23 protein-coding genes, 2 tRNA genes and 1 pseudogene are annotated in these 24,361 nt (G+C 47.5%); 8 read left to right on the top strand and 18 right to left on the bottom strand.

Annotated features, from left to right (window positions below; genetic code table 11):
* Positions 1-78 precede the first annotated feature (78 nt).
* Together CALK_RS04260 and CALK_RS04265 are read right to left on the bottom strand one after the other, a co-directional pair.
* Positions 79-154: transfer RNA gene (locus tag CALK_RS04260), tRNA-Lys, on the bottom strand.
* Positions 155-241: 87 nt separating this feature from the next.
* Positions 242-808: a porin family protein gene (locus CALK_RS04265; protein ID WP_022636426.1), complete on the bottom strand. Its 567-nt coding sequence runs from the start codon at positions 806-808 to the stop codon at positions 242-244.
* Positions 809-976: 168 nt separating this feature from the next.
* Between CALK_RS04265 and CALK_RS04270 the strand changes: the two genes are divergently transcribed.
* Both CALK_RS04270 and CALK_RS04275 read left to right on the top strand, forming a co-directional pair.
* On the top strand, positions 977-1,933 hold the full coding sequence (locus CALK_RS04270; RefSeq protein ID WP_022636427.1) for an aminodeoxychorismate synthase component I: 957 nt from the start codon (positions 977-979) through the stop codon (positions 1,931-1,933).
* Positions 1,917-2,528: an aminotransferase class IV gene (locus CALK_RS04275; protein WP_022636428.1), complete on the top strand. Its 612-nt coding sequence runs from the start codon at positions 1,917-1,919 to the stop codon at positions 2,526-2,528. The genes CALK_RS04270 and CALK_RS04275 overlap by 17 nt, the downstream gene beginning before the upstream one ends.
* Here CALK_RS04275 and CALK_RS04280 read toward each other — a convergent pair.
* From CALK_RS04280 to CALK_RS04290, 3 genes are read right to left on the bottom strand one after another with little or no spacing between them, the layout of a single operon-like run.
* On the bottom strand, positions 2,511-3,341 hold the full coding sequence (locus CALK_RS04280) for a fructosamine kinase family protein (protein WP_022636429.1): 831 nt from the start codon (positions 3,339-3,341) through the stop codon (positions 2,511-2,513). The genes CALK_RS04275 and CALK_RS04280 overlap by 18 nt on opposite strands.
* Positions 3,328-3,813: a low molecular weight protein-tyrosine-phosphatase gene (locus tag CALK_RS04285; RefSeq protein WP_022636430.1), complete on the bottom strand. Its 486-nt coding sequence runs from the start codon at positions 3,811-3,813 to the stop codon at positions 3,328-3,330. The genes CALK_RS04280 and CALK_RS04285 overlap by 14 nt, the downstream gene beginning before the upstream one ends.
* Positions 3,810-4,775, bottom strand: coding sequence for a PAC2 family protein (locus CALK_RS04290; RefSeq protein ID WP_022636431.1), 966 nt, complete (start codon positions 4,773-4,775; stop codon positions 3,810-3,812). The genes CALK_RS04285 and CALK_RS04290 overlap by 4 nt, the downstream gene beginning before the upstream one ends.
* An 81-nt stretch (positions 4,776-4,856) precedes the next feature.
* On the opposite strand from CALK_RS04290, the gene dusB reads away from it, so the two are divergent.
* The 3 genes from dusB to CALK_RS13135 all read left to right on the top strand — a co-directional run bounded on the left by dusB (position 4,857) and on the right by CALK_RS13135 (position 6,817).
* Complete coding sequence (gene dusB / locus CALK_RS04295) at positions 4,857-5,801, top strand: tRNA dihydrouridine synthase DusB (RefSeq protein WP_022636432.1); 945 nt, start codon at positions 4,857-4,859, stop codon at positions 5,799-5,801.
* Positions 5,802-5,810: 9 nt separating this feature from the next.
* The gene (gene radC / locus CALK_RS04300) at positions 5,811-6,491 is read left to right on the top strand and encodes a RadC family protein (protein WP_022636433.1); all 681 of its coding nucleotides are present in this window, start codon (positions 5,811-5,813) and stop codon (positions 6,489-6,491) included.
* 173 nt (positions 6,492-6,664) lie between these two features.
* Positions 6,665-6,817 (top strand): DUF6132 family protein, encoded by a 153-nt coding sequence (locus tag CALK_RS13135; RefSeq protein WP_022636434.1) that lies wholly within the window; start codon positions 6,665-6,667, stop codon positions 6,815-6,817.
* Positions 6,818-6,821: 4 nt separating this feature from the next.
* On the opposite strand, the gene hpt is transcribed toward CALK_RS13135, so the two are convergent.
* The 10 genes and pseudogenes from hpt to CALK_RS04350 all read right to left on the bottom strand — a co-directional run bounded on the left by hpt (position 6,822) and on the right by CALK_RS04350 (position 16,556).
* Entirely contained in the window at positions 6,822-7,337 is a 516-nt protein-coding gene (gene hpt / locus CALK_RS04305; RefSeq protein ID WP_022636435.1) for a hypoxanthine phosphoribosyltransferase, read from the bottom strand.
* Complete coding sequence (locus CALK_RS12050; RefSeq protein ID WP_081697996.1) at positions 7,312-8,928, bottom strand: dynamin family protein; 1,617 nt, start codon at positions 8,926-8,928, stop codon at positions 7,312-7,314. The genes hpt and CALK_RS12050 overlap by 26 nt, the downstream gene beginning before the upstream one ends.
* A 7-nt stretch (positions 8,929-8,935) precedes the next feature.
* On the bottom strand, positions 8,936-10,741 hold the full coding sequence (locus CALK_RS04315; protein WP_022636437.1) for a DNA topoisomerase IV subunit B: 1,806 nt from the start codon (positions 10,739-10,741) through the stop codon (positions 8,936-8,938).
* 18 nt (positions 10,742-10,759) lie between these two features.
* Positions 10,760-11,996 (bottom strand): annotated as a pseudogene (clpX, locus tag CALK_RS04320) (ATP-dependent Clp protease ATP-binding subunit ClpX).
* A complete protein-coding gene (gene clpP, locus CALK_RS12790; protein ID WP_034636716.1) occupies positions 11,997-12,584 on the bottom strand; it encodes an ATP-dependent Clp endopeptidase proteolytic subunit ClpP in 588 nt (195 codons plus the stop codon).
* Between the two features lie 125 nt (positions 12,585-12,709).
* Positions 12,710-13,972, bottom strand: coding sequence for a trigger factor (gene tig, locus CALK_RS04330; RefSeq protein ID WP_022636440.1), 1,263 nt, complete (start codon positions 13,970-13,972; stop codon positions 12,710-12,712).
* A gap of 67 nt (positions 13,973-14,039) precedes the next feature.
* A tRNA-Leu gene (locus CALK_RS04335) sits at positions 14,040-14,121 on the bottom strand.
* Between the two features lie 59 nt (positions 14,122-14,180).
* On the bottom strand, positions 14,181-14,561 hold the full coding sequence (locus tag CALK_RS04340) for a hypothetical protein (RefSeq protein ID WP_022636441.1): 381 nt from the start codon (positions 14,559-14,561) through the stop codon (positions 14,181-14,183).
* Positions 14,562-14,637: 76 nt separating this feature from the next.
* Positions 14,638-15,594 carry an ABC transporter ATP-binding protein gene (locus CALK_RS04345; protein ID WP_022636442.1) on the bottom strand — a complete coding sequence of 319 codons (957 nt, stop codon included), beginning with the start codon at positions 15,592-15,594 and terminating at the stop codon, positions 14,638-14,640.
* A complete protein-coding gene (locus CALK_RS04350) occupies positions 15,591-16,556 on the bottom strand; it encodes an ABC transporter ATP-binding protein (protein WP_022636443.1) in 966 nt (321 codons plus the stop codon). Before CALK_RS04350 ends, CALK_RS04345 begins: the two co-directional genes overlap by 4 nt.
* Before the next feature lie 54 nt (positions 16,557-16,610).
* Between CALK_RS04350 and CALK_RS04355 the strand changes: the two genes are divergently transcribed.
* Complete coding sequence (locus CALK_RS04355; protein WP_022636444.1) at positions 16,611-17,513, top strand: RluA family pseudouridine synthase; 903 nt, start codon at positions 16,611-16,613, stop codon at positions 17,511-17,513.
* Here CALK_RS04355 and CALK_RS04360 read toward each other — a convergent pair.
* Positions 17,508-19,694, bottom strand: coding sequence for a C25 family cysteine peptidase (locus CALK_RS04360; RefSeq protein WP_022636445.1), 2,187 nt, complete (start codon positions 19,692-19,694; stop codon positions 17,508-17,510). The genes CALK_RS04355 and CALK_RS04360 overlap by 6 nt on opposite strands.
* Before the next feature lie 198 nt (positions 19,695-19,892).
* Here CALK_RS04360 and glgB point away from each other — a divergent pair, with 198 nt between their 5' ends.
* Positions 19,893-22,130 carry a 1,4-alpha-glucan branching protein GlgB gene (glgB, locus tag CALK_RS04365; protein ID WP_022636446.1) on the top strand — a complete coding sequence of 746 codons (2,238 nt, stop codon included), beginning with the start codon at positions 19,893-19,895 and terminating at the stop codon, positions 22,128-22,130.
* Positions 22,131-22,328, top strand: a complete 198-nt coding sequence (locus tag CALK_RS04370; protein ID WP_022636447.1) for a PspC domain-containing protein — start codon at positions 22,131-22,133, stop codon at positions 22,326-22,328.
* Here CALK_RS04370 and CALK_RS04375 read toward each other — a convergent pair.
* Positions 22,303-23,067, bottom strand: a complete 765-nt coding sequence (locus CALK_RS04375) for an NTP transferase domain-containing protein (RefSeq protein WP_022636448.1) — start codon at positions 23,065-23,067, stop codon at positions 22,303-22,305. The two genes, CALK_RS04370 and CALK_RS04375, sit on opposite strands and share 26 nt — an antisense overlap.
* Entirely contained in the window at positions 23,064-24,110 is a 1,047-nt protein-coding gene (locus tag CALK_RS04380; protein ID WP_022636449.1) for a hypothetical protein, read from the bottom strand. Before CALK_RS04380 ends, CALK_RS04375 begins: the two co-directional genes overlap by 4 nt.
* Positions 24,111-24,361 lie beyond the last annotated feature (251 nt).

Genomic DNA, 24,361 nt, shown 5'->3' on the forward strand with positions numbered 1-24,361 from the left:
GGTGATACAGTAAATATAGTATCTGACCACGGGGGGGTTCCAGAGAGATATAAAATGGGGGGGGGAATGCTAAAAAAGTGGTGCGTCGTCAGGGGGTCGAACCCCGGACCCGCTGATTAAGAGTCAGCTGCTCTACCAACTGAGCTAACGACGCATCCAAGGACAATATATATTTTTTTGAGATTGGGCGTGTGTTTTTTTGAAAAAAGAGCCTGCCAAATAAAAGGCAGGCTCCATACCCTTAGTTTAAGGGGATATTGTATCCAAGGAACAGGCCAATGGCCATATTGCGGGAATCAAAATCTCGGCCATCATCAACGTTAAGAAGACCAAGGTTAAAGCGTGCATCAATTTCGAAGGCATCGTTAATTGTTACTCCGCCACCCATGGCAATACCAAGGTCGAAGGTTTCGAACCAATCTTTTACATCTTCACCCCCTACCTCTGTTTCTCCATCGTAGGTTGCAGTAAGGAGAAACCCCATGGAGGGACCGGCATAAAGAAAGGGCATGCCAAGGTCAACCTTTGCTAAGAGAGGGATTTCAAGGTAGTGAAGACGAAGAGCGTCACCATCTTCTGCACCCTTGACAGACCAAAGCAGTTCCGGCTGCAGGCTGAATTTCTCTGAAAGGCCCATTTCAAGGGCAACACCACCGGCAAAGTTTACAATCATGTCAGCATCGGCATCATCACCCCAAGCATTTGTAAAGGCAAGACCGGCCTTTGGCTGAAGGGTAAGATCCATGGCTGATACAGAAAAACCACATACGAACAGTGCCACAAAGGCTGATAGTAGAATTCTGCGCATAGTAACTCCTTGTTAAAGTATAAAAACGCGCACTCAAGACATGGGATAATATATTTCGTTTTTGTTAAACATTGGTAGAATTTTGTTTAAAAAAGATATTTTTTTTATAGATGCTCTGGTAATCCTATACTATTTTCTTGGTAAAAAAGAGAGGGTGCTATTACACGATTGAAAGAACAGCTCAATAGGTGGGGGGCAGAGCAAAGACCCTTCCTGTTGCTTCTGCCCTTTGACGGTACCGCCTATCGACTGCATCGTCTTGATCAGCTTCCCGGGGAGATTCAGTTTCGTTTTCCCCACGCTCTGCATGAGCGAAACAGAAAAAAAGCCAGGGAACTTCCTGATCTATCTCCGGTGTTTATGAGTCGTGAAGCCTATAGCCACGGTTTTTATCATGTGCAAAAACATCTCATACGGGGTAATACCTATCTTGCTAATTATACCTGCGAAACCCCTCTGAACACAAGGGCATCCCTTGAAGATATTTATGAGAACGGAGTTGCAAAGTATGCGGTACTTCTTTCAGGGGAGTGCACCTTTTTTTCTCCGGAAACCTTTATCCGTATCAAAGAAGGAGTTCTTTCGACCTATCCCATGAAAGGTACAATTGATGCATCCGTGCCCAATGCACGTATGCGTATTCTCGCCGACAAAAAAGAGGCTGCAGAGCATGCTACCATTGTAGACTTGCTACGCAATGATCTCAGCATGGTTGCTCGGCACGTGCGGGTTACTCGTTTTCGCTATGTAGAGCAGTTGAACACCTCCCATAAAAGCCTCCTGCAAGTAAGTTCTCATATTGAGGGAGTACTTCCCCCTGATTGGAGAACCCGCTTGGGGGATATTCTCCTGCCCCTTGTGCCGGCAGGATCTATTAGCGGTGCTCCTAAACAAGAGACACTTCGTATTATTCGTGAGGCTGAAGGGTATTCCCGGGGCTTCTATACAGGTATTACCCTGCTCTTTGATGGCACAACCGTTGATAGTTGTGTAAATATCCGCTTTATCCAGAAGGGGCCCGACGGGCTGTTGCGCTATCGCAGTGGGGGAGGAATTACGGCACAAAGCAGGCTTGAACAGGAATATGCAGAAATGCGGGATAAGGTGTATGTCCCTCTTGATTGAATCCATACGCCTTGAAGAAGGAGAGGTCTATCTTATCGACTACCATCAGGGGCGACTTGATGACAGCCGTATGGCCATGGGGTGGACAGGGCATCTTTCCATAGAAGAAGAACTATCCCGCATGGATCTTCCCCGTACGGGAATCCATAAAATACGTCTTCTCTACGGTTCTGCCTTTGTGGAGTCTACCTGTACTCCCTATACTCATCGTCCCATTCGTTCCCTTCGTGTAGTTCGTGCAGATTCTCTTACCTACCCCTATAAATATGCTGATCGGACGGGTATAGAACAGGTTTTTGCACAGCGCCGCGACTGTGATGATGTGATCTGTATTCGTCATGGTGTAGTGACAGATAGCTCCTATTGCACCCTCTGTTTTGGGGATGGTACAACCTGGTATACACCTGATACACCTCTTTTACCGGGTGTTATGCGGCAGTTTCTTTTGGATCAGGGGATACTGAAACCGCGACGGATTACCGTGGAAGAAATACCCTCTTTTCAAGCCATAGGGTGTATCAACGCCATGCGTCCCCTCGAACGGACAGAAGTTATTCCCTGTTCTGCCGTTGCCGGGTTAGACAAACTGCTGTAACACGCGCAGGGCTTGGGTGCGGTAGGAACCGCCAAAAAGATTGTAATGGTTGAGGATGTGATACAGCTGGTAGATGGGGCGGCGTGCCGCTTCATTTTTGTCGCGGGGAAAGTGTTCCTCGTAGGCGCGATAAAAGGCGCGGGGAAACTGTCCAAAAAGGGATGTCATGGCAAGATCTGCCTCGCGATGGCCGTAGTAGACTGCGGGATCAAACAGAACGGGGGATCCCTGCTCGTCAGCGCAGTGATTTCCTCCCCAGAGATCACCATGAAGCAGTGCCGGCGGTTCTGTAACCTGAGAAAGGAGCGTTTCAATTGATGAGCGTGCAGCGGAAAAACAGCGCTGTAGTGCTTCCCCTGCACCTCGACTTACTGCCCACTTCACTTGTGGCGCCAAGCGATGCTCGCAGAAAAAGAACGCCCATGACTCTTCCGGTGTATTTATTTGAGGTGTGGCACCGATATAGTTATCATGGGTAAAGCCGAAGGTTTGGCTGCTGAAACGATGTAATTGTGCCACGGCAGAGCCAAAGCGGGCATAAAACTGTTTGTTCGGTCTTTGGGGCTGAATGTATTCAAGGATAAGGGTTTTCCCTTTGGCGTGAATAACCCGCGGAATGCGTAGGGCGGTACAACGAGCAAGCTCCTGTAATCCTGCCGCTTCTTTTTCGGCAATCATATCATGGTGATACTGTTTGCAAAAAAAAGATTCTCCCGTATCAATAAAAAGACGAAATGCTTGTCCAATGTCTCCCCCGGAGAGAGCTTCATATCTGGTTACAGCATGTCCCATAACGGTCTTAGGACATTTCACGAAGATTCTCCTTCGCAGTAATATGAGCAAGAAGGCCCTCACAGCTGTCTTCAAGGATATCAAGGACACGTTCAAACCCCGCAGGACCGCCATAGTATGGGTCGGGTACGTCCTGTGCTGAGGTTGATTGAGCAAAATCGGTCATCTTGAAGAGCTTTTTTCTATCAGCCTTCGATGCCTGCTCTGCCATATCAGCATAATTCTGTCTATCTTGGGCGATAAGGTAGTCAAACCGAGAAAAATCAGCAGGGGTAAACTGACGTGCCCGACTTGTGAGGGTGTAGCCCCGTTTTTCTGCATGGCTCTGCATGCGCCGATCAGCCGGTTCATTGACGTGGTAAGCAGATGTTCCGGCGGAATCAATCTCAATACAGTCTTCCAGGTGATTTTTTTCAACAAAATGGCGAAAGACTGCTTCCGCAGAGGGTGATCGACAAATGTTTCCGAGGCAGACAAAGAGTACGCGTATCATAGTTCCGTGTCCCTGTTTGAATCTTTAAAAAGGTTGAGAAAGCGATGTTCGTAGAGTTCGTAAAGGTTCCAGCGGTCAAGCTCTTTTTTTAGCTGTGGGGCCTTCTCACGATCTTGCTTTACTTCTTCAAAGAGCTTTTCAATTTTATCCATGATAAATCGGGGGACTTCTCGTTCATGGTCAACCTCGCTGTCTTCAACAAGGTCATGCCATTCCTCTTCTTCTTCATTATCTTTCATAGCATTGGGATAGTATTGGCGAATGCGCTCCTCTATTTCTGAAAATTGTGAATCTACCAGACGAATGCTCTGTTCGAGCTCCTGTTTTTCCGTGTGAATCCCGAGGAGGGTTTCCAGAAGTTTGATAATTTCCAGTGATGCCTTAGGGTAGGAAAGGTTTGTCGCAAAGGAGGGGATGGTTCCCAAAAAACAGGCGGATTCAATATTGTATTTTGCTGCAACCCCCAGTATGAGGCCGTTGAGACCGGCAATATAACCGTTGGGCATGGGCTCTATCTCTGAGTCTTTAAACTCCGTGAGCAGGTCTTTGCTATTGTAGGCACCGTAGATTTGGGGAGGGACCGTGTGAGAGACATCCTTGGCGAAGGCGGCGGTAGTAAAAAGCCGTTGTACATCGTATTCTAAGGCAAGGTGAATGAGTTTACGCACAATGGTGAGTCCCTCTTTTCCAGAGATTTGTGCATTACTCTCAAAGATGATGAGGTCTGGATCCTGGTGGTAATAGAGTATCGATCGGGGGATCTCCGGGAGTTGTGCCACCCCGTCTTCAACAATAATTGACTCGGGAATAAAATATGGCGTCATATCAATTTCACCGAGAACATCCGCATTGATCTTACTGCGTAGATAGTCTGTGGAAATAATTCCCACATTTCCCATTCCCGGCCAGGATGCAATCATTGTCGGATTTGTCTTAAACTGAACGTCTTGATAAATTCGCATTATGCTTCTTGCCTCTGTTAATATGGGGAGCAAAAAATATATTTACATCGTGTAGTATACAATATATAACCATGCAGGCCTATGATTGATTTTACAGATAAATTATTTCTTGCACCCATGGCTGGGGTTTCCGACCCTGTCTACCGGCAGATCTGCCGTGAAATGGGTGCTGATATTGTCCTGACGGAAATGGTGAGTGCCACGGGACTGCATTATGGTTCTGAAAAGACAGCAGATTTGGCTCGCGTTTCTCCTGCTGATCGGCCTTGTGGCGTGCAGCTCTTCGGAGCAGACCCAGATGAGATGGGCCGTGCCGTAGCAGAGATACAGGAGCGTTTTTCCCCCGATTTTATCGATTTAAACGCGGGATGCCCCGTTAAAAAAGTTGTTTCGAAAAATGGTGGAGCAGCTCTATTGCAACAGGAAAAACTCTTTTCCTCCATTATACGTGCCATGGTGCGCGAAAGCTCTGTTCCCGTGACCGTGAAGATTCGCTCAGGATGGACCAAGGATGCCTTGGTAGATTGTCTCTTTGGAACAGTGGCCGAAGATGCGGGGGCCGCCTTAGTTACCCTCCACCCGCGAACCCGTTCCATGGGATACAGTGGACGGGCTGATTGGTCTCGCATTGCCCGGTTGAAAGAGACCGTGTCTATTCCCGTTGTTGGAAATGGAGATATCACCACCCCCGAGGAGGCACGGCAGATGTATGAAGAGACTGGCTGTGATTCTCTCATGCTTGCTCGGGGAACCTACGGGGCACCGTGGATCTTCTCGCAGATTCGCTCTTTTTTGGAAAAGGGTACGTATACTCCTGTTTCCATTGGACAGCGTTTGGACATGGCAAAATATCACTACACATTATATGAAGAACAATATGGCCCGCGAAGAACCTTGAAGGATATGCGCAAGCATCTTGCTTGGTATATCAAAGGAATTCCCGGGGCAACACGGGGACGTGATGCCATTTTCCGCGCCCTCACACGGTCAGAGATATTTGCGAGCATAGATTCTCTTTATCCCTAGGGAGGCAGTATGGACACGGGGGGACACCGAAAACGACTTCTTGAGCGCTATATTAATCATGGCGCAGAAGCACTGTATGAGTATGAACTTGTAGAGTTGCTTCTTACCTATCTCATACCCCGACGAGATACAAAGCCCCTGGCCAAGCGTCTGTGGAATACCTATGGGAGTTTTAGCCGTTTCTTTGCGGCGCCTTCAGAGGAGTTGACCGAAGAAGCAGGAATTACTCGTCGCGGGGCGGCTCTTATTTCGCTTATACGAGATTTTGGACGGCTCTGTCTCTCAGAAGAGATGGCCGGGCGTCACTATATTAGAAATAAGAATGATGTTCATAACTACCTTCGTTTTACCTATGCCCACCTGCGTGAAGAATTTGCGGTGATTCTCTTTTTAGATAATCAAAATCGAGTAATTCACCCACGAATTATTTCGCGGGGAACCGTAGATCACTGTACGGTGTACCCCAGTAAAATTTTTCAATCTGCCTTTGAAGTGCGTGCAGCGGCCCTGCTTCTTGCACATAATCATCCCGGTGGGTCTCCTCATCCCTCCACTGCTGATATTGATCTTACCCGCCGCATCAAGGAGGCGGGGCGACTTCTACAGGTGGAGCTTCTGGATCATATTATTATCACCGATAGCACCGTGATTAGTCTGCGAGCTTCCCCTGAGTGGCCGGCCGACTCATAGATGCATTTGGTGCAGAAGTGTTGCGCCTTTTTTCAGAACAGGTGGATTGCATGACAAGGCAGGATACAGGAATTGTTTGTGTCGGCTCCCCCTTACTCCAGACGTCTTTCTTTTCTGATAGGTGGCATGGTTTATGCTTGTTTCCTACGGAGAAACCGTAATAAGGAGAGAATATGCGACAAATTGTTGGTATTGCAGTGGGTGCTGTGGTTGGGTTTTTGCTGTATCGATTTATCGGTTGTAGCACCGGAAGCTGCCCCATAACGGCAAATCCTGTAACAAGTAGTCTCTATGGAGCGCTCTTAGGGTTTTTGGTAACCCTGTAAGGAGTTACTCTTCGGTGCGGCAGGCAAGATAGGGAAGATTTCGGTGGTGTTGTTGATAATCCAGGCCATAGCCGAATACGAAGGTATCGGGAATTTCAAAACAGAAGTAGTCCGGTGTAACAGGGGCAATACGCCGTGAGGGTTTGTTGAGAAACGAGGCGATGCGTATGGAGCGGGGAGAACGCAGCTGCAAGAGTTCTACTACATGGTGAAGGGTACAACCCGTATCAACAATATCTTCCACCAAGAGGATATCTTGATTGGCAATATCGATATCAATATCTTTTACAATTTTTACCCGACCCTGACTCTCAGTAGCATTGCCGTATGAAGAGGTGGTAAGAAAGTCTACCTGCACGGGGACACTTACATTCCGTAGGAGGTCTGCCATAAATATAAAACCTCCCTTGAGAAGTCCCACGGCAATATACCCGTGGGGGTAGTCCTGTGAGATCTGCGCTGCCACTTCCTGTACTCTTACCGTTATTTCCTTTTCATGAATAAGGATGTTGTGTTGCACAGTTTCTCCGTTCTGCCAGGGCGTGAAGATGATCTACTACGGCGTGCCACTGAGGTGGTATAGGGGGGATCGATGAAATATGACAACTGTCTTCATCTGTATCACTACTCATGAGGTGGGAGTGAAAATGTGAGAAGAGGGTGGCAAGACCTGTTTCTGTTTGTTCTATCAGTTCCTTCCGGAGCATGAGGGATACTTCCTTGGCACGACGGAGTATGATTTTTTTCCGGGCTTCCTGGCGGTTCCACAGGGGAAGGCGGACTGGTTCAAAAGTATGGGGTAGTTTTTCCAGGGCTGCTTGTGGTGAAATCAGGGGAAGCTCGAAGGAGGAGCTGGTGCAAGCATGGTGGGTTTTGGTGCTCACTAGGAGCTGTTCCCGGGTGAGCAGCCCCTGAAGATGGTGTGTGGTTTCTTGCGCCACAAGGGCAAGCACAGAAAACAGCTGTGGCATGGCACGGCTCAGCGGCGTTTTTTCAAGATGTACATGGGCGTATAATAGTTCTGCAACGCGGGTAATAAGCTGATCTGAGCGCAGCTCTGCCATGTGGTGCAGTTCGTGGCGCACCCGTTTTTCCTCGCGATAGAGAAATGCCCGTGTTTCCTCTCGCTCTTGCTTTTTTTGTTGTATGCGGCGGCGAACTTCTTCCTGTTTGTGTGCTGCCTCTTCACAAGTGGCGGCATGGGCCCGGATATCTGCGGATACTTTTTGGGCTGCTGCCATACAGAGATCATGCAGCTTATTGGTAAGTGCTTGGGCGAGGGAGAAGTACTTTTCCCGTTGGATAAACTCTTGTATTTTGGCTGTGAGAGCATCCCGTTTATGGAGATACTCCGGGGTGTCCTTGGTGGAGATCTGAAAGAGATGCGGAGCAGCAAGGGTGAGTTTTTCTTGTAGGGTGTGCAGAATAAAGGCTGTGGTCTCACGTCGTTCCGGTTCTGTAAGAAGGTCAATTTTATTATAGATAAAAAAGAGCTGTGTCACATGGGGCTGAATGGTTTTTAAAAAATTAAGCTCCATTTGGGTTACGGGAAGATCGGCACTGAGCATGAAAAGTGCAGCATCACACTCCTTGAGTAGTGAGATAGTGGCACGGGTGTTGTGGATATGGGTTGATCCAAAGCCCGGTGTATCAATAAAAACAGTGCCGTGGTGGAGGAGGGGATGGGGGTAGAAAACTTCCACAGAGGTGACGTTTTTGTGGTTTTTAGGATTCTCCTGCTCTGCCACATACGGTACAAGGGCATCACTTATAGAGCCGGTATACTCTCGGTGATAGATCTCTCTGCCTTGGGTAAAGCGGATACGAAACCCCGGAGTGGTCCCATATCTGATTTCTGTAGAAAGGGATGTTAGGGGGAGTACAGAAACCGGGAGAAGGTCTTCTCCCATGAGGGTATTGAGGAAGGTTGATTTACCGCGGTTAAACTGGCCGATAAGGGCAATGTGCATCTCCCCGCGGAAGAGACGGTTTTTGAGATTTTCCAGATCTCCCTTCTCACTGGCCAAAGAGGTGGGCCCATCGTAATAGCTCAGGAGGAGTTCCGCCTGGGTAATGAGTTCATCCATTGGTAAGGATGCGTAGTTCACCATACCCCTGCTACACTAAATTTTCTTCGATGAATGTTCGTCGCTGCGGCGTATTTTTTCCCATATAAAACTGCAGCGTCTGCTTTACCGTATGAAGGGATTCCAACTGGATATCAACAAGGCGCATGGTATCTCCAATAAACTGTCCAAACTCGTCGGGGGAGATCTCTCCAAGGCCTTTAAAACGAGTTGTTTCTGGATTACTCAACTCTGTTTGTGCGGCTATCCGTTCAGTTTCATTATAGCAGTAACGCGTCTCTTTTTTATTTCGCACACGGAAAAGCGGCGTATCAAGAATATAGATATGATTTTCCACAACCAGCTCTTCAAAATAGGAGAGGAAGAAGGTGAGCAGAAGATTCCGAATGTGAAATCCGTCCACATCAGCATCCGTTGCAATGACAATTTTGTTGTAGCGAAGGTGTTCAAGGTCATCTTCAATTCCCATGGCCATCATCAGACTATAGAGTTCTTCATTTTTATAAATGGCATCACGTTTATGTCCAAAGAGATTTTTCGGTTTGCCCTTCAGCGAAAAAACCGCTTGTGTATTGGGGTCACGAGCAGAGACCATGGAACCGGAGGCGGATAACCCCTCTGTAATAAAGAGGGTTGTTTCTTCTCCTCGATCGGGGTCGGTGATGTGGTACTTACAATCTTTGAGGTTGGGTATTTTAATGGATGCTTTCTTTGCAATGGTTCGCGCTTTTTTCTTTACCGTGGCAAGCTCTTTCCGCAGTTTTTCATTCTTATCAATCTTTTCTTCAAGAATAGAGGCGGTATCACTATTTTTGTGAAGAAAATCGGTGACGGCACTTTTTACGGGGTCTACAATCTGCTTGCGAAGGTCACGGTTGCCCAATTTGTTTTTTGTCTGGCTTTCAAAGATTGGTTCCATAATACGTATGGATATGGCGCCGACAACACCGTCACGAACATCCTGTGCCGCATAGTTCTTTCCGTAAAACTCGCGAATACCGCGAAGAATTCCCTCACGGAAGAAGGATTGATGTGTTCCGCCACCGCTGGTATACTGGCCGTTGACAAAGGAGAAATGGGTTTCTCCGTAGTTTTCTGTATGGGTAAAGGCAAACTCCAGTCGTTCATCTTCTGCGCGGTAGTAGCAGATGTCGTAGAGTTGATCCTCCTCTATTTCGGCATTGAGGAGATCCTTTAAGCCGCTCCGTGAATAATAGCTATTCCCATCAAAGTCGATGCGGAGATTCCGATTGAGGTAGGCATAATTCCACAGCCGTTTTTCAATGTACTCGCGCCGAAATTCGTATGTACCAAAAATTTCTGTATCGGGAATAAATTCAACATAGGTCCCGTTGGGTTCATCACTTCCCTCATTTGATTCCGTGTGCAATAATTTTCCCCGTGAAAAAAACGCCTCTGTATATGCCCCGTCACGGTAGGATATGACACGAAAATGGCTTGAGAGAGCGTTAACCGCCTTGGTGCCAATACCGTTGAGACCCACGGAAAACTGGAAAACTTCGTTATTGTATTTGGCGCCCGTATTAATGATAGAGACGCAATCAACCACTTTCCCCAAAGGGATTCCACGGCCGTAATCACGAACGCGAATGGTTTGTTCTTCTAGAGAAAGGGAGATAACCCGACCACTCCCCATGATAAATTCATCTATGGAGTTGTCCAGGACTTCCTTGAGTAATACATAGATTCCGTCATCATAATGAGAGCCGTCACCAAGACGTCCAATATACATACCCGAGCGGAGCCGAATATGTTCTAAGGAGTCTAAGGTTTTTATTTTACTCTCATCATACCGGACATTCTGTTCAGTACTCATGGACACTCTCTTGATAGATTATGTATAAATAGGATCGCTCCCGGAACGAATAACCTCTTTGGTAATGCGTACATTTGAAATATCTTTTTTGACGGAAGATCGTACATTATGGGTGTCATGGCTGTTTCGAGCACATTCCGTAATCCCCGTGCCCCGGTCTTTTTTGCTCTGCAATGGATACTACCTCAAGGAGAGCATCATCGTCAAAGGTAAGGCTACAGTTATCCATCTCAAATAGTTTTGTATACTGTTTAATCAAGGAGTTTTGCGGTTCCCTGAGTATTTTTAACATCATTTCCTTATCAAGGTGCCGCAGTGCAAAGATAACAGGGATACGACCAATGAGCTCAGGAATAATACCGAAATGGACAATATCCTGAGGTTCACAGAGTTGTAAAAGATTGTCTTCACGGTCACTATTTGCTTCAAGAAGCTCCTTGGTAAACCCCATTCCACCGCGTGATGTTCGCTTTTCAATGACATCTTCAAGGCCAACAAAGGCACCACCGCAGATAAAAAGAATATCCGTTGTATCAATTTCGGTTAATTTTTGTTCCGGATGTTTTCTTCCTCCGTTGGGAGCTATCTGGGCTGTGGTTCCTTCAATAATTTTCAGAAGGGACTGTTGCACCCCTTCACCGGAGACATCTCGGGTGATGGATGGGTTTGCTGACTTTCTCCCGATTTTATCAAATTCATCGATATAGATAATGCCTCGTTGTGCGCGCTCAACATCGTTATCAGCAGCGCTTAAGAGGCGGGCGAGGATATTCTCTACATCTTCACCAACATAGCCTGCTTCAGTAAAAACCGTGGCATCTACAATAGTAAAGGGGACATCAAGAAGACCTGCCAAAGTCTTGGCAATGAGGGTTTTCCCTGTTCCCGTAGGGCCCAAAAGCATGACGTTTGATTTTTCCAATTCCACGTCATCTTGGTCAATACGTGAATACAAACGCTTATAATGGTTGTATGCCGCCACGGATATACCGATTTTTGCAGCATCCTGCCCAATAATGTAGGTGTCGAAATACTCCTTCATCTCCCGTGGAGTTGGCAGCTCCTTATAATCCATGGGGGCGCTGTTCTGATCGCTTTTCTTTCCAGCAGTGTCTTCTTCCCCATTGGTAAGAATAGAGTTGCATGTATGCACGCATTCATTACAGATGTAGACACCGGGGCCAGTGATCATGCTTTCGACACTGCCCGCGGACTTTCCGCAAAAGGAGCACTTGATATCTTTATTTTGACTCATTTAACTTCGCTTCTCCAGGATATCATCAACAAGATTGTACTTCTTTGCATCCTGTGCACTCATATAGTAATCACGCTCTGTATCGCGTTTGATGGTTGCCTTGCGTTTTCCCGTATGCTTTGTGAGGATGTCTGCAAGAAGCTCTTTAATCTTGATAATTTCTTTTGCATGAATTGCAATGTCCGCAGCCTGTCCGGTTGTGCCCCCAAGGGGTTGATGGAGCATATATTTTGAATGAGGAAGGCTAAAGCGCTTTCCCGGTTCTCCCGCTGCCGCAATAACGGCACCCATGCTGGCAGCAAGGCCAACGCAGATGGTAGAAACCGCAGGTTTAACAAACTGCATAGTGTCATAAATAGATAGACCGGCAGAAACAGACCCGCCAGGACTGTTTATATAGAGGGTAATATCCTTTTGCGGATCTTCATACTCAAGGAAGATCATTTGTGCAACAACTAAATTTGCCAAATGGTCGGATATCTCACCGCTTATAAAGATAATTCGCTCTTTGAGAAGTCGTGAGTATATATCGTAGGAGCGTTCGCCACGCCCGGTATCTTCCACAACCATTGGTACTAATGTAGACATGTCACCTCGCTTACTTACATAGTTTGGTATAAAATAATTCTCTCATTGCCGAAATAAAAGAATTACCTAATAAAACAGGAGAGATAGTCTCTCTCCTGTTGTCGTACTGAATGATGAAAGGGTGCTTATTCAGGCCACGGAATAATTCCAATCAGCGTATCAAGCACTTTTTCATGTTTGAGCTCTTCACGAATCTGGATGGTCGCTCCATTTTGGCGAAGCATATCCTTAATGGTATCGAAATCTTGGTTGTATTGATCAGCAAGTTCCTGAATCTTTCCATCAACATCTTCTTTTGATGGTTTAATTTTGTCTTCCTGGGCAATATAGTCAAGAATACGGAATCGTTTGAGGGTCTTTTTCGCTGTTTCGTGGAAACGCTCAGCGTACTCCTCAAGGGAAGGTTGGTTTCCTTGTGGATAGTAGCGTGCTTCCTGCTCGCGAATATGCTTCACATAGGCTTCGATTCGTGCAGGGGGAACCTCAAAGTCATTTCCATCCATGGAGAGAATTTGATCGATGGCTTTCTCGTAGGCGCTGTTTTTTGCGCTTTCATCTTTTTGCTTTTGCAGATCCTTTTTCAGACGCTCCTGCAATGCTTCGGCAGAATCAACCTTGGCCATCTCAAGAATACGTGCATCATCGGTTTCGGGCAGGGTTCGTTCCTGAACTTTCTTCACAATGATAGAAAAGGAGCCTGTCTTCCCTGCGAATTTCTCCATACGATAGGAGTCGGGAAACGTTACCGTGATTGATTTCTCTTCGTCTTGGTTCATACCAAGAAGGGCAGAGTTGAGTTCATCGAGCGGAGCAGTGCCAACTTCGATCAGCCCTGGAGCAGGGTCTTCTTCTGGAGTATCGTCGTCCACCGTGAAATCGCTATAGGAAAGGGTTACGAAATCACCTGTTTCAATAGGACGGGAGAGGTCGGAAAATTCAGCGAATTGACTCTTGATATTATCAAGGGCTCCATCAATTTCCTCTTGAGTAACTTCTTCAAAATCAACGGCTATGTCCAGATCTTTATACCCGGAAAGAGAGATCTCAGGATCAACCTCAACGCTGGCTTTATATGTAATGGGAGCGTTTACATCATCAGACTGAAGATCTTCGATTACCGGTGAGGACACGGGGGTAATCTTGTGATCGTTGCATGCCTTTCCATAGGATTCATTGATGAGCCCCTCTATCACTTCGGCACGAATAGAGTCGCCGAAGCGAGCCTTAATTACCTTTGCCGGAACCTTACCGGTACGGAACCCCGGGAGGCTAACCTCACGGCCATATTTTTTTAGCTTTTTCTCAAACTGTTCGTTTACTTGATCTACCGGAATTTCTACTTCAATGACCTTTTTACAGGGCTCTGGAGAGCTTACCACAGCATCCACGTGTTCCTCCGAAGAATTATATTTTGGGGGGTTCTGTTTTGACTGATGTCACATATCCTTGCAGAAATGCGAGTGGAGGGAGTCGAACCCCCACACCTTGCGGCACCAGATCCTAAGTCTGGCGTGTCTACCAATTTCACCACACTCGCTTTCGTAATTGCGCCATAATATACATCGCTGTCGGTTCTGCCGCAATATTTTTTTTAAATCAGTGAGCGCTTATTTCCAGACTATCAAGCAGAGCGCGGTTTTCCGGTCGCTGCATGTCTCGAATAATGTCTTGGTACTCCTCATATCCGCCGGAGAGCCCTGCCACGGTACAGATGCTGTCTCGTTTGCGTGTATACCGATTTTTTTGTTCTTCGTACTGCGGAGCCTTCGGGTCTGCAAGGGAGTCTGCGTATACTTTGGCAAGGGTGTTAAGACTTTCGTTTACCCGTTGCCATGCCTGTACCTGTCGTACACCAAGACGCCCATCTGAGTCGGTAAATGACCCCTCACTTTCAAGTGATGTTTCTTCGCCATCCCGGGAGCAGGCGCCCAAAAAGAGAGCCAGAAAAAAGAGGGTACTGATAGAAATGAGTTTCATAAATACTCCTTGCGGTAGGGTAAGTGTACAGTAATATATATATGGCAGTATTCTTCTGGAAGAATTGTCTTCTTTCTTATGGACGAAAGCATCGTACCCCATGACCGTCTGCATTTTCACGTACGGGGGGATGCTCTTTTGTACATTCCGGCCTGCCCTGGGGGCATCGATGATAAAACAAACACCCCGCTTCCGTATCTACCTGGGTATCTTGAAGAGCCTGTGAAGTCTGAGGCGGTGTGGGGGCGTCTCCCACGGTGGGAACCGCTGCCAAAAGCAGTTTTGTGTAGGGATGCTGCGGCGCGGTGAGAAGAGTTTCTGTTGGGCCTGATTCAACAACTTCTCCTTGATACATTACAAGGATACGTGTTGCTACCTGCCGTACCACCGCAATATCGTGGGAAATAAAAAGCATGGCTAAGTGAAATTCTTCCTGTAGCTCTGTAAGGAGATTCAAGATTTGGGCCTGCACAGACACATCAAGGGCTGATACGGCTTCATCAGCAATAAGACAGGCTGGGTTTAGGGTGAGGGCTCGTGCCAAACAAATGCGTTGACACTGGCCGCCTGAAAACTGGTGGGGGAGGTTGTGTCGTGTTTTCAGCGGAATACCAACCCGTTCTAAGAGGGCTTCTGCCCGGGTGATACGCTCCCGTTTTGAGAGCCTCGTGTGTATTTCAAGGGGTTCTACCACGGATTGCAATACCGTGCGGCGCGGATTGAGAGAGCTGAGAGCATTTTGAAAAATGAGTTGTATATTTTTTCTTTGCCGCCGTCGAGCGGCACCACGCAAGCCGGTACACTCCTCATTACAGAGGAATACCTGCCCTGCGGTTGGTTCTGAAAGACCGATAATTGATCGAGCGAGGGTTGATTTTCCGCACCCCGATTCTCCCACCACAGCAAGGGTTTCACCTGCAGAGAGAGAAAAGCTTACCCCACGGACGGCATGAATAACCCCTGTTTCTTTACGTCGAACGATACCAGAATAAATGGGAAAGTCTTTGTAGAGGTCACGTACGCGCAAGATCATTTTTCCTCCTCGTAGAGCACACAGGATACACGGTGTCCCTGTGTGAGAACTTCCCTTGGGGTGGCTTCACTGCATTGCGCCATGCAGTGTGGGCATCGTGAGGCAAAGAGGCATGCCTGCGCTCCCAAGGGGGCATCGGCGATAGATCCCGGTATGGGGAGCAGCTCTTCTGCATGGGTTGTGAGCCGTGGTACTGCCCGAAGAAGCCCTTGAGTGTAGGGATGCAGAGGTTTTTTTAGGAGTGACTCTGTCGCCCCGTATTCGCAATTTCTCCCTGCGTACAGTACGGTGGTGACATCTCCAATACGGGATACAACGCCAAGATCATGGGTGATAAAGAGAATGGCGATATTTAGCTCCTTCCGCAGGGTACTCAGGACGGAAAGAATACGATCTTGCACAGTAACGTCCAGGGCAGTGGTGGGCTCATCGGCAATGAGCAGTTTTGGTTCACATGCCAGGGCCATGGCAATCATGACCCGTTGTCGCATTCCCCCGGAGAGCTCATGGGGATACTGTCGCGTGCGGAGTTCCGGTGAGGGAATACGCACAAGATCAAAGAGCTCCACGGTTTTTTTCTGGGCCTCGCGGGGGGTATATCCACGGTGAATTTGCAAACTCTCCCGTACTTGATCTCCACAGGTAAATACGGGGTTGAGTGAGTTCATTGGGTCTTGGAATATGGTGCCAATATCACCGCCGCGAATGGTTCGTAGTTCCCTTTTGCTGCATGTGAGTAGGTTTGTTCCGTTGAAATGGATAGCCCCTCTCTCTATCTGTGCCGTTGGAGGAAGAAGGTTGAGGATTGCACGAGCCGTAAGGGATTTGCCACATCCAGACTCTCCGACAAGACAGTGCGTTTGGCCCGGCTCTATGGAGAGATGTATGCCGTCAATCACGCGGATTCTGCCATCCGTGGAGGGAAAACTCAGGGCAAGATCGTTTATTTCAAGCAGATTCATATATATTCCCGTGAAGAAGCTCCTACAAAATAATACCCGAACCAACCACTGCATATGAGAAAAATTAAAATTACAGACCATGAAGCAGATCAGCGCCTCGATCGATTTTTACGCAAGTATCTTACTCGCTCCAGCCTCGGAAATATTCAAAAGCTTATTCGAAAAAAAGTGGTTCGTATCAATGATAGGCGCGCAGAGGCAGCGCAGGTTCTGCGGTGCGGTGATGTACTTACCCTGCGTTTGAGCTCTGAAACCCTGGAAACATTGCAGGACAGTTCTGCACAAAAAGAAGAGGCGCAGGTACAGTCTCATCCCCTGTCGATTATCTTTGAGGATGAAGAGCTTCTCGTGGTACATAAGCCTGTGGGGCTTTTGACGCATCCGGCGGCGGCAAAACAGGAGGATAGTTTGACCACACGTGTAACTTCCTATCTAGCCTCATATACCTCTTCCATATTCACTCCCGCGTGTGTGAACCGGCTGGATAGAAATACGGAAGGGCTTGTTATGTTTGGGAAAACGCCAACCATGTTGCGTGAGCTTAATCAGGCGATGCGGGAAAGGCGTATTCATAAGTTTTACTATGCGGTGGTGGAGGGAGCGGTGCCGGCCCCTGGTGCAGTGCGTGCCTACCAGAAAAAAGATGCGCGAAGTAACAGAAGTGTTCTTGTGTCTGCGCAGGCTTCAGGAGCCCGGTTTGTTCATACACGCTATTGGCCTGTGGAACAAAAAGGCGGGTATACCCTGTGCGAAGTGGAGTTATGTACGGGAAGAACGCATCAGATTCGTCTTGCCTGTGCCCATATGGGTCACCCTCTGGTTGGGGATTGTAAGTATGGCGCTTCGCCGCACAAGGGCTTTCCCTATCTTTTACAGGCCAGACGTATTACCATGGATGGTCGAGAATTTATAGATACGCACGGTGATCTTCTCCGTGCATGGCGTCATCTTTCATAATGAGGGAATACGGATACGGCGGCTGATATGGTGGCCTGATCCTTTCAACCGTACGATGTAGGTCTGAGCGGCCAAGGAATGTTCGTGGAGGGGGAGTTCCCACGCTCCTGCTTGCAACGACTGTTTCTGCACGAGGACGCGTTCTCCCCGCAGGGTATAGAGTTGTATTTCGTAGGTGCCGTCTTGCGGTACTGTTCCCTGCAGGCGGTGTCTGTCTGCCATGGTAAGGCTGAGTGAATTGGATGTGTTTTCATCTGTGGAAATTAGGGAAGATCGATCACTGGGAAAGATGATTCCCCGGTAGGGGAGCCGGTTTTTCCCTGTTATGGTAAGGAAGAGAGAGTCTTCCGGTATGGCGGGGGTAAACTGGAGCGTTGTTTCGGTTTCCTTCATGATCTCTGTGGTAAGAATACCGTTCTTTTCTCCATAGATAGTTACTCTGCTCCCGGATGGTGCAGAGAGAGTAAGCCGTGAATCCTTTTGAGTAAAACGAGGAGTGTATTCAGGGGTGATAGCCCGTGGTGGAGCAGTGAAAAGGGGCAGTGATGGATCGCCAAAGAAAATCCAGGTACGAGCTGTTTTTTTGCCTGCTTCTCCTTGATGGTCAAGCATGGTTGCCTTGCCGGCGTAAAATATTTCACCCATGGAGAGATCATCACCGGAGGCGATACGGCGGTTCATGTCCACCTGGGCTAGTTGCGGGGGGTACCAGTGCATAAGAGGGCTTGAGCCGACAATGGCTATGGCGCCGCCTTTTTCTTTCCGAATCCATTCTTCTGCAACAACGGTGCGGCCCTTAAATTGGCCCACATTACAGGCAAGAGGAATGATCCAAGGAAGACGATGGTTGTTTTTTAAGCTGTCTATATGTTCAGCTGTATACCAAAATCCGCTTGTAAATCCAAAGCCGCGGTTGTCTCCGTGTCCCATGAAATTTATGAGGCTTCGCCCTTCGTTGATATAGGTGGAAAGGTCATCCTCCGTACCGTTTTTGAGTTCAAATATCGTATCAAGGGTGGTAAAGCCATATTCAGCCAAGGGAGCGTGAATTGAATCGGCGATCCAACGATAATCTGCGGGGCGTCCCTCTCTGCTTCCAATACCGGTGGCTGATTGATACCAGTCTGCTCCTTCTTCGGGATACTTTTCATAGGTGAGTACTTTTTCCAGATAGGTTTGTAACTCCTGCTCTGTTTCAACAGAAATTCGTCCTACGAATATATCGGCATAGAGAGAACCTTCTTCAAACATGCCCAAAGCAGGATCTTCCGAAACTCGTTCCGGCTGTTCTCCTGGTTCATAGTAGGTGTCCATAAGAGAGGGGATTGTCTCCCAGTCACCGATAATGACGGCGTAGGTGAGGCCGTGTGTGAGGTATTCCGTGCGAAAAATTTCGCGAATCTCCTCAGGGGACTCCTCAGCGTAGGGGTGTATTATGGTCTCAAGGCCGCGTTTATTTTTCCACCGTACATACTCTGTAAGCAGGGGTATGTGATCGGGGTGGGCAAGAACCAGCATTCGGTCACGTTCTTCTTCGGAAGAGGGCGGTGCGGCAAGAGGGTTTATATGGCGTCGTTGGCGACTTCTTTCATGGGCTGCCATGGAAGGTGGGGAAGATGAAAGGGGACGCATGGCCGTACTATGGTCAAGAGTAATATGCACACGAAGGGTATCAATGACCCTGAGGGTCTGGGTTTCATGGTTGTATTGATAGGGGTGTAATCGAAGGACTGCTTCAGCTTGTCCTTGCACCGTGCGGGGTGTATCAAGATCATAGAGTGAGCGGGGAAACCAGTCTCCTCCAACGGTGTCAGAAGAAGGATGGGGGTGGCTTTGCTGTGCCTGTGCGCGGAGTATATTACCCCGGGAGGGCATGACGGGTGCAGGAAGGGGGATTTTTCGATAGATTGTATCTACGGAAATAACCTGGGGCGTGGCACGGTTGGGAAGGGCAAGAACCGTAGCGGTACGTGGAAGAAAGGGCGCGCCCTTTGTGAGAAATCTTCCTTTTTCAGGACCATGCACTATGGTGAATTTTTCTTCACCGATGAGGGTATCCGTAAGGGTATGGGAGTGGTGAGTATATTCTACCACCAGGGTGTCGTGGGAATCAACATGGCGAATATCATAGGCTGCGAGGAGTGAAAATAAACAGAAAAGGTATGCCACGGGCTTTTTCATACTCTGTTCCCCACGAAGAAAAGGACTCTTCTTCTAATATATAGTAAAAATAAAAAACTATTATATACAAATTATCTTTTGAAGAAGAAAGTGGCTTGACAGAGAAACTATATTACTGTATTATCTTGCATTATGAGACAAAGTAACTGAGTAAATAACAGCGTTATAGTACAATATTCTTACCTGGAGTGATACCATATGAAACATGATACAACGGGCATTTTGAGCACAGAAGAGATTTCTTGCCTTCTGGAAAACTCTCTGAAAGATCCTTTTTCTTTGCTCGGAATGCATCGAGATGAAACCGGTGTATCCGTACGCACGGTACAGCATAGGGCGGTCACCGTGGCAGTTCGCAAACGAGGTGAAACCTCTATTCTCTGTGAACTGACACGTATAGACGATACGGCCATTTTTACCGGTTATATTCCAGACACGCAGGATATTTTTCCATATGATCTTGCCATTACCTATGATACGGGGTATGAGTTTGTAACACCAGATCCGTACTCATTTCTCCCGGTGCTCTCCGAGGATGATCTCTATCTTTTTAATCAAGGCAATAATAATTGCATCTATGAAGTGATGGGGGCCCACACCATAACGCACGAAGGTGTTACGGGAACCCAGTTTGCCCTGTGGGCACCTAACGCAGATCGCGTTTCTGTGGTAGGCAACTTTAATCTATGGGACGGACGTCAACACCCCATGCGGATGCTTGGTGCCTCAGGCATATGGGAGATTTTTATCCCGTATATCGGAGAAGATACGGTCTACAAATATGAGATACGAAAATGCGGCACGGGCCATCTTACCCTAAAAACAGATCCCTATGGATATCGACAGGAGCCCTTTCCCAATCACGGCAGCATTGTTTCATCCCTGGATCGCCATGAGTGGCAGGATGAGCTATGGTTGGAAAAGCGCGCAGAAACGGACTGGACCAATGCCCCCATGCTTATTTACGAGCTGCATCTTGGCTCATGGAAAAAGAATGGCCCCGATGAAGAGGCAGACTACTGCACCTACCAGGAGATTGGTCGTGCCTTAGTTCCCTATTTGAAGGAAATGAACTATACGCATGTGGAGTTTATGCCTGTACAGGAGCATCCCTTTGTGCCGTCTTGGGGGTATCAGGTGGGGGGCTTTTATGCAGTAAACCACCGTTTTGGAACACCGCAGGATTTTCAAGAGTTGGTGGATTATCTCCACCAAAACGATATCGGGGTTATTCTTGACTGGGTTCCGGGGCATTTTCCCAAGGATGAACACGTCTTATCTTATTTTGACGGAACCCATCTGTATGAACATCAGGATCCTCGTGAAGGGTTTCATACAGATTGGGGAACCTTGATTTTTAATTTTGGCCGGAATGAAGTTCGCAACTTTCTTGTGTCAAATGCACTATTCTGGATAGATAAATTTCACATTGACGGTTTGCGTATCGATGCGGTTGCGTCTATGCTGTATCGTAACTACAGCCGCGAAGAGGGGGAGTGGATTCCCAATCATTATGGTGGAGTGGAGAATCTGGAAGCAATTGACTTTCTTCGGAAAACGAACGATGCAGTCCATGCATATCATCCCGGGGTACTCACCATTGCTGAAGAGAGTACTGCCTTTCCCGGCGTTACCGCTCCTACAAATCAAGGCGGTCTCGGCTTTGATTTTAAATGGAACATGGGGTGGATGCATGATACCTTAGAATATTTTGAAAAAGATCCCATACACCGTAAATTTCATCAAGGTGATCTTACGTACTGCCTGTGGTATGCTTTCTCAGAAAAATTTATGCTGGTGCTTTCTCACGATGAAGTGGTTCATGGGAAAAAATCTCTCCTAGAAAAAATGCCCGGAGATGACTGGCAGAAGTTTGCCAATCTTCGTATGCTCTACGGATGGATGTATGGACATCCGGGGAAAAAGCTCCTGTTTATGGGGGGTGAATTTGGCATGCGCAATGAGTGGTACGAAAAACGGGAAATTGACTGGTGGCTTCTTGATGAATCTACGTGTGGCATCTTTCATAGCCGGTTGCAGCGAATGGTTGCAGATTTAAACCAGCTGTATCTTTCTCACTCATCTCTGTGGAATTATGATTACTCCCATGAGAAGAATTTTCAATGGGTTGATTATCAAGATCGTGATCACTGCGTACTCTCCTTTACCCGAGGGAATCCAGACCTTGACGAAAAGCTTCTTTTTGTATTTAACCTTACACCGGTGGTTCGCCATGGGTATACCTTCGGTATCGACGAGGCAGGATACTATGAGGAGATCTTTAATTCCAATGCAGAGATCTATGGTGGTGAAGGTATGGGGAATTTTAATGGAGTCACCACGGAACCAACCCCAATTCATGGAAGAAGTAATACTTTTCGCCTTGATTTACCTCCCTTAGCCTTCCTTATCTTTAAAATACACCGAGAGGGATAAATGAAACGTTTGTATCGATCAAAAGAGAATTCGGTTATTGCGGGAATTTGCGCTGGCGTGGGAGAGTATTGTGATGTTGATCCTGTACTTATTCGGTTGGGAGCGGTTATTCTGTTTTTCTCCGGTCTTGGTACGCCCGCAATTCTTTTTGCATATCTAATCGGATATTTTATTATTCCTGAAAAAACAAGTTCTTAGAAGGTATGGGCTTTCCCTTTGGGAGAGCCCGTGGTCTTCCGAAGGGAAAGTATTTGTTTCGACGTGCCAAAGTCTGTCCAACCAGCGGAAGAGAAATATATCCGCGCGGATATGTGGCGTGCCCCGAGAAGGAGGGGGAGAGGGTTTTGAATACATCGTCGTGAGAGAAGATAAATTCCCGCTTGATGGGCACGTACCGTGGCGTTCTTTTTTTGCCGTAGGAGAGAATTCTCCCTGAAGAGTCGACCTTAAATAGGTCGGCCTTTTCTTTTTCACCGGCAGTTTTAGAGAAAAGATAGAGCGCCTTTGATTGTGGAGTTTCGTAGGTCTCATAGAGGGAAAGAAATGATTCCAGCTCCGTGGGTTGTACCAGTATATCGCACGGAAGCAGTAAGAGCGCATCGTAGCTTTGCAGAAACGCTTTGTCTTGAGAAAAGAAGTACTGCATGTACAGTAGATAGGGGAGTTCGAGCAGAGTGGGGAGTTGTCGTTGTCGTGCCTTTTGGTAGAGCAGAGGAATTCCCTTTTCTGTGATACGGTGGTTCAGCTCTGCATATTCATCTCCTGCAAAGGAGAGTACGGCGCGATCAACTCGCTCTGGATTAATACGGTTCATAACATGGTCAATTAAGGGAGCACCTTCAACGGTAAGCATGGGCTTAATTTTTTCACGATCAGAGAGAAGGTGCTTTACGCGAGAGCCTTTTCCACCGGCAAGAATCAAGGCAAGTATCTTCATGGGGCAAGCCCTTTGAGCGGACGAACAAGCGTGGTCGATATGTCAAACCACACCAGGTGTTCTGTATCATCAAAATAGTCTGCAATGCCGGAATCGATATCTAAAATATCAAACCGAGCTCCCCACGAGACGGATATGTGTTCTCCAAGAAGACGATGTCGACCAATTTCAAGTACATGGTAGGGACTGTCCGTTTCATAGAGGGGAAATCCTGTCCAGGTTTGGTAGTTTTCTCCGCGGTAAAATTGGTAGGATGCATGAATATTAGCAGGAAAAAGACCGGTACATCGGAGTATTCCCCCCATGCCATATTCAGGGTCAATGCGGCGTCGGTTGGGAGTTGCTAGAGAGCCAAGAAAGGTGGTTTCTATCAAAAGCGTATGAGGAAAGGTACCGGAAAGAGGCACGCGTTGTTCAGCGGAAATATTTCCCGTAATATTATCGCGCATGTATTGGCCTTCAGGACTGTACTGCTGTCCACCATAATGATTCCATAAAAGCGCTCCTTCAAGGGTTGTATTTTGCAAAAAAGCCTGAAGGCGTGTGCCCACATGAAGGTTTTCAAGATATTTCGGTGAGTGTTCACGTTTAATCACTGCCCAAATAGATCCAGAAAAGGCTTCCGGTATGTTCCAAGAGAGCTTGAGACCTTCGTCATACTCCTCTTTATACCGTTGCTCCGGCGTATAGAGCGCCTCATGTATGCCGTGATCACTCGAAAAACTGCCAGCTGTAGCTGTGTACCCCCCTTGCGTGTAAGCTATGGAGAGTATGGGAGCGATATGTGATATAAAGGCATCATCACCTGCTCGTTTGCGAAGATACACTCCAGCTTCGAGGGTAATATTCGCATGGGGTGTGTAGGTTATTTTTGTTTCCCCTGCAGTTCCAAGGAGAAGCTCGCCTTCCATGTACTCCTTAAAATATTCAAGGTTGTTTAAGTATCCGTGCATGCGCGTTGTAAGAAGGGGGGGAGAACTCTGCGCTGCCCCGAAGAGTGAAGAAGTGAGGAAGAAAAGTATGGTTGCGGCACAACGATACACCGTAAAAGCCTCCTTAGTTATTTCACGCTAATATACGTTGTGCCCGGATGTAACAAAAGGATGAGTCTCGTATGCCCCCGTGCCGGAAGTCCGGCACGGGGGTTTTATTTATTGCGTAGGAAAGAGATCTTCCTTAATCCCGATCATTCGTTCTCTTCTCGCACGTTGGGTAGACCCCTCCGGTCCACTCCATCGCAGGTCAATCTGTGCAGAGTATGCGCCTCGTCCTAAGCGCCGTCCGGCACTATTAA

It is taken from the genome of Chitinivibrio alkaliphilus ACht1, assembly GCF_000474745.1.
Taxonomy (GTDB): Bacteria; Fibrobacterota; Chitinivibrionia; order Chitinivibrionales; family Chitinivibrionaceae; genus Chitinivibrio; species Chitinivibrio alkaliphilus.

What these genes read in the sequence shown, in the direction of transcription:
- CALK_RS04360 (WP_022636445.1), bottom strand. Translation starts at nt 19,694, where the DNA reads ATGAAAAAGCCCGTGGCATACCTTTTCTGTTTATTTTCACTCCTCGCA.
- CALK_RS04285 (WP_022636430.1), bottom strand. Translation starts at nt 3,813, where the DNA reads ATGATACGCGTACTCTTTGTCTGCCTCGGAAACATTTGTCGATCACCC.
- CALK_RS04375 (WP_022636448.1), bottom strand. Translation starts at nt 23,067, where the DNA reads ATGAAGATACTTGCCTTGATTCTTGCCGGTGGAAAAGGCTCTCGCGTA.
- radC (WP_022636433.1), top strand. Translation starts at nt 5,811, where the DNA reads ATGGACACGGGGGGACACCGAAAACGACTTCTTGAGCGCTATATTAAT.
- CALK_RS04370 (WP_022636447.1), top strand. Translation starts at nt 22,131, where the DNA reads ATGAAACGTTTGTATCGATCAAAAGAGAATTCGGTTATTGCGGGAATT.
- CALK_RS13135 (WP_022636434.1), top strand. Translation starts at nt 6,665, where the DNA reads ATGCGACAAATTGTTGGTATTGCAGTGGGTGCTGTGGTTGGGTTTTTG.
- CALK_RS04355 (WP_022636444.1), top strand. Translation starts at nt 16,611, where the DNA reads ATGAGAAAAATTAAAATTACAGACCATGAAGCAGATCAGCGCCTCGAT.
- dusB (WP_022636432.1), top strand. Translation starts at nt 4,857, where the DNA reads ATGATTGATTTTACAGATAAATTATTTCTTGCACCCATGGCTGGGGTT.
- CALK_RS04340 (WP_022636441.1), bottom strand. Translation starts at nt 14,561, where the DNA reads ATGAAACTCATTTCTATCAGTACCCTCTTTTTTCTGGCTCTCTTTTTG.
- clpP (WP_034636716.1), bottom strand. Translation starts at nt 12,584, where the DNA reads ATGTCTACATTAGTACCAATGGTTGTGGAAGATACCGGGCGTGGCGAA.
- CALK_RS04265 (WP_022636426.1), bottom strand. Translation starts at nt 808, where the DNA reads ATGCGCAGAATTCTACTATCAGCCTTTGTGGCACTGTTCGTATGTGGT.
- CALK_RS04275 (WP_022636428.1), top strand. Translation starts at nt 1,917, where the DNA reads ATGTCCCTCTTGATTGAATCCATACGCCTTGAAGAAGGAGAGGTCTAT.
- CALK_RS04345 (WP_022636442.1), bottom strand. Translation starts at nt 15,594, where the DNA reads ATGATCTTGCGCGTACGTGACCTCTACAAAGACTTTCCCATTTATTCT.
- CALK_RS04315 (WP_022636437.1), bottom strand. Translation starts at nt 10,741, where the DNA reads ATGAGTACTGAACAGAATGTCCGGTATGATGAGAGTAAAATAAAAACC.
- CALK_RS04350 (WP_022636443.1), bottom strand. Translation starts at nt 16,556, where the DNA reads ATGAATCTGCTTGAAATAAACGATCTTGCCCTGAGTTTTCCCTCCACG.
- CALK_RS04290 (WP_022636431.1), bottom strand. Translation starts at nt 4,775, where the DNA reads ATGCGAATTTATCAAGACGTTCAGTTTAAGACAAATCCGACAATGATT.
- glgB (WP_022636446.1), top strand. Translation starts at nt 19,893, where the DNA reads ATGAAACATGATACAACGGGCATTTTGAGCACAGAAGAGATTTCTTGC.
- CALK_RS12050 (WP_081697996.1), bottom strand. Translation starts at nt 8,928, where the DNA reads ATGGTGAACTACGCATCCTTACCAATGGATGAACTCATTACCCAGGCG.